Raw genomic sequence first — 12264 nt, forward strand, 5'->3', positions numbered from 1 at the left:
ATGACCAACAATCTTAGAGTGAAATCGAGTGAATTTATTGATGAAACAGTAAGAATTTCATTTAAATTTAATGGAAAAACTTACTACGGATTTAAGGGTGACACACTTGGATCAGCCTTACTTGCAAACAATGTTCATTTAGTTGGAAGAAGTTTTAAATATCACAGACCAAGAGGAATAATGACAGCAGGTTCAGAGGAGCCTAATGCAATTGTTCAAATAAGCGATGGTACAGATAGAACAGAACCTAATGTAAGAGCTACAGAGGTAGAAATTTATGAAGGTTTAGAAGCATCTAGCCAAAACTGTTGGCCTAGCGTTAATTTTGATATTGGAGGATTAAATAATGCTATTTCAGCTTTTTTACCTGCTGGATTTTATTATAAAACTTTCATGTGGCCAGCAAGTTTTTGGGAGAAATATGAATACATTATAAGACACTCTGCTGGATTGGGGAAATCACCAACAGAAAAAGATCCAGATGTATATGATCATAAATATGTTCATTGTGATGTACTTGTGGTTGGAGCTGGTATTTCAGGAATATTAGCTGCAAAAAATGCAGCTAAAAATAACTTAAAAACTTTACTTGTTGATGAAAAAAATGAAATAGGAGGATCAACAATTTATCAAAACAGAGAGTTTAACAAAATTGAAAATCAAAGCTCATCCGATTGGCTTAAAAAAGAAATACAAGAGTTAAGAAATATTAAAAATCTTGAAATTAAAACAAGAACTAGCGTTGCAGCATTTCATGGATACAACTATCTATTAGCAAGAGAAAACTTAACGGATCATTTGGAGAAGAAAGATAAAAAAGGAAAAATTAGACAAAGACTCTTAAAAATAAGAGCTAAAAAAGTTATTCTTGCAACAGGTGCTTTGGAAAGACCACTTATCTTTAATAATAATGACAGACCTGGAATTATGCTTTCATCAGCTGTTAAAAAATATGCTGACTTTTATGGTGTAGTTTCTGGTAAAAAAAATGTTTTTTTTACAAATAATGATACCGCTTATGAAAGTGCTTTTTGTCTTCACAACAAAGGAATAAAAGTTGAGGCTATAATTGATATTAGAGAAAGTTCAAACTCTAAAATAGTTAAAGCTGTGGAAGAAGCTGGTATCAAAATTTATTGGTCTAGTACAATAGTTGATACAACTGGTTATAAAAGATTGAATAGTGTTTCGTTTATGAAATTATCTAATGATGGTTTGTCCGTAACTGGTAACAAGATGAATATTTCTTGTGACTGTTTAGGTGTTGCCGGTGGCTGGACTCCTGCTGTACATTTATTTACACAATCAGGTGGAAAATTAGCTTTTGATGAAAATAATAAAGTATTTTTACCAAATAAATACACCTCTGAACAATTAAGTGTTGGGTCATGTAATGGTGATTTTGAGATAAAAGAAATTGTCAAAAATCTTTCTACTAATTTAAAAGATTTTTTAAAAATTGATAAAACAGATTTTGAAAATATCAATGTTGAAAGTGAGGAAGAAACCTCAAAAAGAAATATTTGGCTTTTACCATCAGATAAACCAATTGGAAAAACCAAACCATTTGTTGATTATCAAAATGATGCAACTGCAAAAGACATAAAGCTTGCTCTAAGAGAAGGATTTAGATCAATTGAACATGTAAAAAGATACACAACAACTGGCATGGGTACTGATCAAGGTAAACTTGGAAATATGCATGCACTTGGAATAATTGCTGATACAGCTGGTGTTAAAATGGGAGAACTTGGAACTACAACTTTTAGACCCCCCTACACACCTTTAACATTTGGAACAATTGTTGGAAGAAATGTTGGAGAATATTTTGACGTATTTAGAAGAACACCAATGAATGATTGGCACATTAATAATAAAGCAGAATTTGAAAATGTTGGTCAATGGAAAAGGGCCTGGTATTACCCTATTAATGATGAAACTATGTTTCAAGCTGTTCAGAGAGAAAGTGTTGCTGCAAGAGAAAGTGCAGGGATATTAGATGCCTCAACATTGGGTAAAATTGATATTCAAGGTAGTGATGCATCAGAATTCTTAAACAGAGTTTATACAAATGCATGGTCAAAACTTGGAATTGGTAAGTGTAGATATGGTCTAATGTTAAATGAGGATGGTATGGTTTATGACGATGGTGTTACTACAAGACTTGGAGAAAATCATTACCTAATGACAACAACAACTGGTGGTGCTGCTAACGTTTTAGGTAAGCTTGAAGATTATCTACAAACTGAATGGCCTGAATTAGATGTTTATTTAACTTCAGTTACTGATCACTATGCAACGGCTAGTATCTGTGGCCCAAACAGTAAAAAAATTTTAAATAAGATTATTCCAGACCTTGATCTATCAGAAGAAAATTTTCCACATATGTCTTTTAAAGAAGCGCAAATTGAAAATAATAAATGTAGAATAATGAGAATTAGTTTTACCGGTGAACATAGCTACGAAATTAATATTCAGGCAAATTATGGTAAAGCTCTTTGGGAAAAATGTATGGAAGCAGGTAAAGAATTTAATATCACTCCATATGGAACTGAAACTATGCATTTACTACGTGCTGAAAAAGGGTTTATTATTGTTGGTCAAGATACAGATGGCACTATGACCCCTATTGATCTTCAAATGGATTGGGTTGTAAGTAAAAAGAAGTATGATTTTATTGGTAAAAGATCACTTTATAGATCAGACACTATGAAAGAAGATCGTAAACAATTAGTTGGGCTTGTAACAGATGATCCAAATATAGTTTTAGAAGAAGGGGCTCAAATTGTTTCAGAACTTAATCAGTCTCCTGTCAATATGCTTGGGCACGTTACATCAAGTTATTACAGTCCTAATTTAAAAAAATCTATTGCTCTAGCCGTTGTTAGAGGCGGAAAGAACATGATGGGAAAAAAATTATTCATTCCAATGGAAAATAAAACGATCAAAGTAACTATAACAAATTCAGTTTTTTTTGACGAAGAAAATAAGAGGTTAAATGCTTAATTATAATTCTCCTATTAATAAAGAGATCAAACATAATGATATTTCTATTAAAGAATTTTCACCTATAATGAAACTCAATCTAAGAGGAAAAAAAAGAGAATTCTTTACTACTGTTGGTAAACATTTAGATATGATTTTACCTACAGAGGCAAATACCTCATCATCTAGCTCTAAACTTACATCTATTTGGCTAAGCCCAGATGAGTGGATGGTAATATCTAACGAGATAACTAAAAAAGATACAAAAAAATATGATGTTGAAGAAAATTTATATAATGATATTTCAAAAACTAATTTAGGTGCTGTAATTGATGTAACAGATCACTTTGTAATGCTAGAATTAGAAGGAAAAAATATATATGAATTATTTGCATCTGGTAGTCCATTTAACTTTAATGAATTTAAAGAAAAAAAAGGATCTACAACACAGACATTACTAAACAACATTGATGTTATAATTCAGAATAAAGGTGAAAATTTAGTTAATTTATTTGTTAGACGTTCATTTTCAGAGCATTTGTACTCTTGGATTAATGATAGTGCGTCAAGGTTATAAGGTTATTTTTAATTATTTGTGGGTAAAAGAGGTTATGAAAAAACTTATCTTACTTGCACTTATGGTGCTTTTACCCCTTTCAGTTAATGCAGAATCTAAACTAGATCAAATATTAGCATCTGGTGAATTAAAAGTTGGAACAACAGGTGACTGGGATCCAATGACAATGAAAGACCCAGCAACAAATAAATACAAGGGTTTTGATATTGATGTGATGAATGAATTAGCTAAAGACATGGGTGTAAAAATTACTTTTGTACCAACTGAATGGAAAACTATAGTTTCAGGAATTACTTCAGGTAGATACGACATTTCAACAAGTGTTACTAAAACTCCTAAAAGAGCAGAAGTTGCTGGTTTCACTTCCACATATTACAAATATGGAACAGTGCCACTAGTTCTTAAAAAAAATTTAAAAAAGTTTTCAACTTGGGACTCTCTAAATAAAGATGGTGTTAAAATAGCTACTACTCTTGGAACTTCTCAAGAGCAAAAAGCAAAAGAATTTTTTCCAAATTCTACTTTAAAATCAGTTGAAGCCCCTGCTAGAGACTTTCAAGAAGTTTTGGCGGGTAGAGCCGATGGAAATATTACAAGTTCAACAGAGGCTAATAAACTGGTTATTAAATACCCACAATTAGCAATAGTTCAGGATGGTGAAAAAAATCCTGCTTTTCTAGCTATGATGGTTCCAAAAAAAGATAATGTTTGGAATGAATATGTGAGTAACTGGATTGAAAAGAAAAAAAACTCTGGTTTCTTTGAACAGCTGTTAGCTAAATATAGTCTTAAAAGTTTATAATCAATTAGATATTAGTAATTAATTATCTATAATTTTAAGAGTGAAAAATATATTTTTTTTACTCTTAATATTTCCTCTCTCTTCTTGTACAGATCAAGAATTGGGATGGTTTATTATTTCACCTAATAATGTTGAAGGATTAACAAATTTAAAATTCTTATTAAGTGGATTAACTACAACAATTTTTATCTCTGTAGTGTCTATTGTTATATCTATGATATTGGGTTTTGTTGTTGCCATCCCCTCTTTAGCAAAAAACAAATTTTTAACTTACATAAATATTGGTTATGTTGAAATTGTAAGAGCTGTACCATTATTAGTTTTAATTTTATGGATTTACTATGGTTTACCGATAATGACAGGTATTAGCTTTAGTCCATTTGTTTCTGGGATAATTGCTTTAGCTATAAGTGAAAGCGCTTTTCAGGCTGAAATTTTTAGAGCAGGAATTAATTCAATTAAAAAGGCACAATGGGAAGCTGGAAGTTCATTAGGGTTAAATTTCTTTAAAAGATTAAGGTTAGTAATACTTCCTCAAGCCATAAAAAATATTTTGCCAGCTATTGGAAATCAATTTGTTTATGTGCTTAAAATGTCATCATTAGTTTCCATAATTGGTATCGGTGATTTAACCAGAAAAGCTAATGAATTAGTTGTTACCACCTATAGACCTTTAGAAATCTATACTTTCTTAATATTGGAGTATTTAATCTTAATATTAATTGTTTCTTTCTTTGTAAGAAAATTAGAGAAAAATTTAAAAACAGATTAGATATTAATTTTTTTTTCGCCAATCCCAAGGATAATCAAATTCCATTGACCACATACCAAATTTATTAAATTTAGCATAATCTTCATCGAGTATGAATTTTTTTGAATATCTTCTATAAGTAAATGCATAACCACTTCTAACTAAATAGCGTGATAAGCTCTCGTTATTTACAAAACACTCAGCTAATGTTCTTTTGTATTGATCTTTACCTTCATTAACACAGGTAACATTATTATCAGCAATTTTATCGATAAGAATTTGTTTGGCTGTCATTCCACATGGTTTTTTAACTCCTTGTTTAATACAGATTTGTTTTAATTCTGGAGTATCTATGCCACTAAACCTTATTTTCTCTCCGTTTACCTTGATGGTATCTCCGTCTGTTATCTTAATATCTTGAGACTTAATATCTGTATAAGTAAAAAAAAATACTAATATGGAAATACTAATAACTAAAATGGCTTTTCTTTTGCTTAAATACATTATTTAAAAAATACCCAATGAAAATTATTAGGGCAATACCCATAATCCAATTAGTTGCCATTATTGTGTAAAATATATCATTATAATCACCACCTCTAATATTAATCACATACCATAAAGATAAAAATGGAAATGCAGTTAACCTAAGTATGCTTAAATATAGGCTATAAATTGGTTTTTTAAGTGCTTGGAATACTGCTGTAGTGATAAAAAATACCGGATAAATAGGACCAATTAAAGCTGCAACTTTAAGATAAAGTGCCCCATGTTTAATTGCTTCAGTATTATCGGTAAATTGAGATACAAAAAATTCTGCGCCAAAAAATAATATTATTCCTGCTCCAATCATAAATGAAGAGCCAAATAAAAGAGCCTTTGTATATAATTCTCTTATACGATTAAACTTCTTTGCACCAAAATTTTGTCCCCCTATTGATAGTACAGCGGTATTTAAACCAATAACAGGTAATAAAAAAACCTGCTCAACCCTTAAAGCAGAACCATAGCCAGCGGTAGCCATTTCTCCAAATTGTCCAATAAAGTATAAAATATTAAATATGCCAACTCCTATAAAAAGCATACTAAACATTATAGGGAGTGCTTGAGAAAATAATTCTCTCAACATATCTAATTTAGGAATAAAACACTGTATGTATAAATATTTTCTTAATTTACATGAGTTAATTTTATAAGCTAAATAAAATGTTCCAATAGATTGAGAAATTACTGTTGCAATAGCAAGTCCACCTATACCAAAAGCAGGAATAAACCCGTAACCCCAAATAAATAATGGATTTAAAAAAATATTTAAGAAAAAACTAAAGATTAATACATTTCTATAACTTTTTGTATCACCTTGAGCATTAAGAGCACCATTTAAAGAAATTTGTATCATCACAATAAAAGTACCGTAGAAAATTATATCTAAATATTCTCTTGTTAAAGCAATGCTTGAAGCATCGGAACCCATTACACCTAAAAGAAAATTAGAAACATTTAATCCAAATAATGTGACTATAACGGATGTTAATATTGCAAAAATAACTGATTGAGCAATAAATAATGATGCTTTATTAAATTTCTTTTCGCCTAATAAATTACCTATACATGCATTTGTTGCAGCACCTATTCCTACACCAACAGCAATAATTACAAAATATATCGGAAATGATTTGGCTATTGCACCTATAGCTTCTGCTGAAATTCTACCTGCAAACCAAGTATCAACTAAATTATAGAAAGTCTGAAACAAAGAACCTACACTTGCAGGGATTGTTACTTTTCTAAGAAGATCCCAAATAGGGTCTTTTGTTAAATTTATTTGTTTAGACAAAGTTTTTTATTTAAATTCTTTCTGAAATATATGCTTTGATCCGCTCTTTTTAGCAAGATTTATTTGTTTCTGTCTCATTCTAAATCTAGCTTTTTGTGTTTCTGTTAAATTGTCGTGACAATTTGGACAAGAAACACCCTCTTCATATTTTTTTGATTTCTTGTCTTTAGTAGAAATAGGTTTTCTGCATCCGCTGCACATAAAGTAAGTTCCAACTTTTAAACCGTGTTTAAGACTGATTCTGTTATCAAAAACAAAACATTCTCCTTTCCACATACTATCTTTTTTCTTAGTATTTTTGAGATAATTTAGAATACCACCATTCAATTGATAAATATTTTTGAAACCTTTGTTCTTTAAGTATGTTGATGTCTTTTCACATCTAACACCTCCAGTACAAAACATGGCTACTGGTTTGTTTTTTTTTAACTTATTTAGATATTTAGGAAAATCTCTAAAATTATTAACATTTGGATTTACTGCTTTTTTAAATGTTCCTACGTCAAATTCAAAAGGCTTTCTCGTATCAATTATATGGGTATCTTTTTTTTTAATTAATTTGTTCCATTCTTTTGGATCTAAATGTGTTTCTAAATTTCTTTCTTTAGAATTTAACATTAAATTCATTGGAACAATTTCTTTTTTAATTTTAACTTTAGGTTTGTGAAAAGGTTGGAATGAAGATTTAGAATCATTACTATTATCAAAATTCTTAAATGAAAATAGTGATTTAAGTTTTTTTATTGTTTTTTCTATATCTTTAACTTGACCAGATATAGTTCCATTTAATCCTTCTTTAGCAATAATAATAGTTCCTCTTATATTGTTTTTAATAAAGAATTTTTGCATAGCATCTTTATTTTTTTTTAAAGATGTAACTTTTACAAATTTGTAAAAACCAAGAACTTTAAACATTATAAAACTCTACAAACTGTCATGCCATCTCCTAAAGGAATTATAATTTGCTCAACTCTTTTGTCATTAGCAATATGAGAATTAAATTCTCTTATGTTTACTGTGTATTTATTTAAATTTTTCTGATCAGCAACTTCTCCATGCCATAAAACATTGTCAATAATTATCAAACCACCTTTATCAATTAACTGTAATGATCTTTCATAATATTCTTTATAATTCATTTTATCTGCATCAATAAAAATCATGTCAAATTTATTATTTTTAAGATCTTCTAAGCTTTCTAAGGCTGGTTTTATTATTGTTTTTATTTTGTGGTCTTGTTTTGCTTTTTTGAAAAACTTTAATGCTACTTTGTTAGTTTTTTCATCTTTATCAAGTGCTATCAACTTACCATCATCTGGTAAAGCTAATGAAATTGAAAGTGCACTCAACCCTGTGAAAGTTCCAATTTCTAATACATTTTGTATATTTGAGATTTTTATAATTAAATGTAGAAAATAGCATTGAGATGGATCAACTTGCATTCTTTTGACATCACCTAAAGTATTATTATAATCAATTATTTCTTGCTGAATTGGATTTAGATTTAATCCAAAGTCATTAATATAACTTTGTAATTTTTCTGTTATTTTAAGGTTTGCACCCATTTCTATTAAAGCTTTTTCTTTAATATCTCATTTATTAATTGGGGGTTTGCTTTACCGCCTGAAACTTTCATTGCTTGACCTACAAAAAAACCAAATAATTTTTCTTTACCATTCTTATATTCAATCGCTTTTTCTCTGTTATCATTAATTATTTTATCTATTAAAGCTTCTAAAGCTTTTGGGTCACTTTCTTGTTTCAAACTTTTTTCCTCAACAATTACTTGGGGATCTTTATCTCCATCAAGCATTAATTCAAATATTGTCTTACCTATCTTTCCGGAAATCGTTCCGTTTTTAATTAGATTAATTAACTTTGCTAAATTTTTTGCGCTTATAGGGCTTTCAGATATTTCTAAATTTTTATTGTTTAAAACAGCAAATAATTCACCCGTAATCCAGTTCACCGCTAATTTCATATCACGATTCTTGCCCATTTTTGCAACAACTTCTTCAAAATATTTTGCAGTTTCAATATCAGATACTAATATTGTTGCCTCATAAGGGGACACTTTAAATTCATCTATAAATCTTTTCTTTTTATCATCAGGCAATTCTGGAATATCTTCTTTTAGTTGTTCTATAAACTCATCTGTAACTTCTAGTGGTAATAAATCTGGATCTGGAAAATATCTATAATCATGAGCATCTTCTTTTGATCTCATTGATCTGGTTTCATTTTTTTTAGTATCAAATAATCTTGTTTCTTGGTCAATAGATTTACCTTCTTCTATCAAATCAACTTGTCTATTAGCTTCATAATCAATTGCCATTTGCATAAATTTAATAGAATTAACATTTTTAATCTCACAACGTGTTCCAAGCTCTTTACTGTCTTTTAACCTTACAGAAACGTTAACATCTGCTCTTAAAGAACCTTCTTGCATATTACCATCACATGTACCCAAATATCTCATTATGGATCTTAATTTTTTAATATAGGCACTTACCTCATCTGGAGTTCTTAAATCGGGCTTACTAACAATTTCCATTAAAGCTACACCTGATCTATTTAAATCTACTAAAGTATTTTGTGGATCCATATCATGAATGCTTTTTCCAGCATCTTGCTCTAAGTGTAGTCTTTCAATACCTACCTCTTTCTGTCCATTAGGCATATCAAGAACAACTGTTCCCTCTCCAACTATTGGGTATTTAAATTGAGAAATTTGATATCCTTGAGGAAGGTCAGCATAAAAATAATTTTTTCTATCAAAAACTGATCTCTTGTTAATTTGAGCTTTTAAACCAATACCTGTTTTTATTGCTTGTTTAACGCAATATTCATTAATTACAGGTAACATTCCTGGAAATGCAGCATCAACTAAACTAACTTGTGTGTTAGGTTCTGCACCAAATTTTGTTGAAGAAGATGAGAATAATTTTGAATTAGATGTCACTTGCGCATGTACTTCAAGACCAATAACAACCTCATAAACATTATCATATCTTTCAATTAAATATTCTGAATTTTCTTTGGGCACTATTTAATCCACCAATCAGTAATTTTGTTTTTAAAATTAATCTTATCTTCCATTGCGTATGCTAAATTTAATATTTCTTGTTCTTGAAATGCTTTGCCAATAATCTGTAATCCCAAAGGATATCCAGCTGCATCAAGACCCGCTGGTATAGATATAGCGGGTAAACCTGCTAAATTTACAGGTACAGTGAAGATATCATTCAAATACATTGATACTGGATCATTTTTCTTTTCACCTATTTTAAATGCTGAGCTAGGTGTCGAAGGTGTTAAAATAGCATCTACTTTTTTATATGCTTCATCGAAATCATTTTTAATCAACTTTCTAACTTTTTGCGCTTTCAAGTAATAAGCATCATAATATCCTGATGACAAAACATAAGTACCAATCATTATTCTTCGTTGAACTTCAGCTCCAAAACCTTCTGATCTTGTTTTTTCATACATTTCTATCAAGTTTTCACCTTTGGCTCTAAAACCATACTTAACACCATCATATCTAGCTAAATTCGAAGAAGCTTCTGCAGGAGCAACAATATAATATGTTGGTAAAGCATAACTAGTGTTAGGTAATGAAATATCTATTATTTCAGCACCACAATCTTTTGCGTATTCAATTCCTTTTTTCCATAACTCTTCAATTTCTTTTGGCATCCCCTCTACTCTATACTCCTTGGGTATTCCTATTTTTTTTCCTTTAATATCTTTTGTTAAGTCTTTGCTATATTGGGTTCTTTTAAAATCAATTGAGGTAGAGTCTTTATTATCATAAGTGCTAATTACTTCTTGCAGTAAAGCACAATCCTCTACATTTTGTGACATTGGTCCTGCTTGATCTAGTGAAGATGCAAATGCAACTATTCCATATCTTGAACAGCTTCCATAAGTAGGCTTTAAACCAACTGTACCGGTAAAAGATGCTGGCTGCCTTATTGATCCTCCAGTATCAGTTCCTATTGTAATTGGTGTCAGTTGACCACTTACAGCTCGAGCTGAACCACCGGATGAGCCACCTGGAACCAATCCTTTATCTATTGGGTTTTGGACATTTCCGTAAAAACTAGTTTCGTTTGAGGATCCCATGGCAAACTCATCACAGTTTAATTTGCCAAGTAAAATCGCTCCTTCATTCCATATATTTTGAGTAACAGTAGACTCATATGTGGGGACAAAATTTTCAAGAATTTTACTACCTGCCGTAGTTCTCATATCTTTAGTGCAAAAAAGATCTTTTACAGCCATTGGTATTCCTGGAAGTTTTAAATCTAGATTAGGTTTTTCATCAAATTTTTTTGATTTATCAATTGCATTTGAAAAATCTTCTGTAATGTAAGAATTTAATTCTTTTGATCTTTTAGAGCGATCAACAAAAGCTTTGGTTACTTCCTCAGAAGATAATTTTTTTTCTTTAATATTTTTAACTAATGAAGTTAATGATTGTGAAGTTATATCAGACATTATTCAACAACTTTTGGAACCACAAAAAAATCCTCATTATCTTCAGGAGAATTTTTTATAATTTGTTCTCTTATATTTTGATTTTTAATTTCATCAGATCTAAACTTTAAAGTTGTTTCAGCAACAGATGTAAGCGGCTCAATATTATCTGTATTTAATTCATTTAATTTTTCAATAAATTTGAAAATTGAGTTTAAATCACCTGCAAGTTTTTCAGCTTTTTGTTCATCTACTGAAATCCTTGATAGTTTTGAAATATGCTTTATTGTTTTAAGATCAATGCTCATATGGTATTTAAATATGTCGCAAAGTATCACTTAAGTTAAAAATATACAATATGATCACTATTGAAGATTTGAAAAAAAAACAGGCTGAACCCTCTAGATTAATTGGATTAGATCTTGGTTCTAAAAGAATTGGTGTTTCAATATGTGATGAGAGGCAATCTATAGCCACACCCTTTAAAACAATTACTAAAACAAATACAAATGAGTTAATTGCTCAATTAAAGGAGATAATTAATGAATATGATATTAAAGGAATTATAATTGGCAATCCTCTCAATATGGATGGTTCATCTGGTAGATCAGCACAATCTGTCAGTGATGTGTCAAATAATGTAGATAAAGCAATTGATATAGACGTTTGCCTTTGGGATGAGAGACTTTCTACTGTTGGGGCTTTTAATCTATCTAGTCAACTAGATGTTAATGTAAGTAAAAGAGAAAAAAATATAGATCAAAATGCTGCAGCTTTTATACTTCAGGGAGCAATAGATTTCTTGAATAATTAATACTTGCCATGACATT

Annotated in this window: 12 protein-coding genes; 5 read left to right on the forward strand and 7 right to left on the reverse strand. The window is 29.9% G+C overall.

Annotation, left to right across the window (positions count from 1 at the left end):
• Genes ACIJYC_RS03485 through ACIJYC_RS03500 form a run of 4 tightly spaced genes read left to right on the forward strand, consistent with a single transcriptional unit; the run spans position 1 to position 5136 of the window.
• On the forward strand, positions 1-3006 hold the full coding sequence (locus ACIJYC_RS03485; protein ID WP_435167948.1) for a sarcosine oxidase subunit alpha family protein: 3006 nt from the start codon (positions 1-3) through the stop codon (positions 3004-3006).
• Positions 2999-3562, forward strand: coding sequence for a sarcosine oxidase subunit gamma family protein (locus tag ACIJYC_RS03490; protein WP_435167951.1), 564 nt, complete (start codon positions 2999-3001; stop codon positions 3560-3562). Before ACIJYC_RS03485 ends, ACIJYC_RS03490 begins: the two co-directional genes overlap by 8 nt.
• Before the next feature lie 34 nt (positions 3563-3596).
• Positions 3597-4364 carry a transporter substrate-binding domain-containing protein gene (locus ACIJYC_RS03495; protein ID WP_435167954.1) on the forward strand — a complete coding sequence of 256 codons (768 nt, stop codon included), beginning with the start codon at positions 3597-3599 and terminating at the stop codon, positions 4362-4364.
• A gap of 40 nt (positions 4365-4404) precedes the next feature.
• Complete coding sequence (locus ACIJYC_RS03500; RefSeq protein ID WP_435167956.1) at positions 4405-5136, forward strand: amino acid ABC transporter permease; 732 nt, start codon at positions 4405-4407, stop codon at positions 5134-5136.
• Positions 5137-5139: 3 nt separating this feature from the next.
• Here the strand turns inward: ACIJYC_RS03500 and ACIJYC_RS03505 are convergent, their stop codons facing one another.
• Genes ACIJYC_RS03505 through gatC form a run of 7 tightly spaced genes read right to left on the reverse strand, consistent with a single transcriptional unit; the run spans position 5140 to position 11742 of the window.
• On the reverse strand, positions 5140-5619 hold the full coding sequence (locus ACIJYC_RS03505; protein ID WP_435167959.1) for a thermonuclease family protein: 480 nt from the start codon (positions 5617-5619) through the stop codon (positions 5140-5142).
• Complete coding sequence (locus ACIJYC_RS03510) at positions 5582-6952, reverse strand: MATE family efflux transporter (RefSeq protein WP_435167961.1); 1371 nt, start codon at positions 6950-6952, stop codon at positions 5582-5584. Before ACIJYC_RS03510 ends, ACIJYC_RS03505 begins: the two co-directional genes overlap by 38 nt.
• Before the next feature lie 6 nt (positions 6953-6958).
• Entirely contained in the window at positions 6959-7867 is a 909-nt protein-coding gene (locus ACIJYC_RS03515) for a rhodanese-related sulfurtransferase (RefSeq protein ID WP_435167964.1), read from the reverse strand.
• Positions 7867-8517, reverse strand: coding sequence for an O-methyltransferase (locus tag ACIJYC_RS03520; protein WP_435167967.1), 651 nt, complete (start codon positions 8515-8517; stop codon positions 7867-7869). Before ACIJYC_RS03520 ends, ACIJYC_RS03515 begins: the two co-directional genes overlap by 1 nt.
• Positions 8518-8522: 5 nt before the next feature.
• Entirely contained in the window at positions 8523-9998 is a 1476-nt protein-coding gene (gene gatB, locus ACIJYC_RS03525; RefSeq protein ID WP_435167973.1) for an Asp-tRNA(Asn)/Glu-tRNA(Gln) amidotransferase subunit GatB, read from the reverse strand.
• The gene (gene gatA / locus ACIJYC_RS03530; protein WP_435167976.1) at positions 9998-11455 is read right to left on the reverse strand and encodes an Asp-tRNA(Asn)/Glu-tRNA(Gln) amidotransferase subunit GatA; all 1458 of its coding nucleotides are present in this window, start codon (positions 11453-11455) and stop codon (positions 9998-10000) included. Before gatA ends, gatB begins: the two co-directional genes overlap by 1 nt.
• Positions 11455-11742, reverse strand: a complete 288-nt coding sequence (gene gatC, locus ACIJYC_RS03535; protein ID WP_435167979.1) for an Asp-tRNA(Asn)/Glu-tRNA(Gln) amidotransferase subunit GatC — start codon at positions 11740-11742, stop codon at positions 11455-11457. Before gatC ends, gatA begins: the two co-directional genes overlap by 1 nt.
• Positions 11743-11792: 50 nt before the next feature.
• On the opposite strand from gatC, the gene ruvX reads away from it, so the two are divergent.
• Positions 11793-12248, forward strand: a complete 456-nt coding sequence (gene ruvX, locus ACIJYC_RS03540) for a Holliday junction resolvase RuvX (RefSeq protein WP_435167982.1) — start codon at positions 11793-11795, stop codon at positions 12246-12248.
• The last annotated feature ends 16 nt before the right edge of the window (positions 12249-12264 follow it).

Source organism: Candidatus Pelagibacter bacterium nBUS_28 (assembly GCF_051200915.1).
Classification (GTDB): Bacteria; Pseudomonadota; Alphaproteobacteria; order Pelagibacterales; family Pelagibacteraceae; genus Pelagibacter.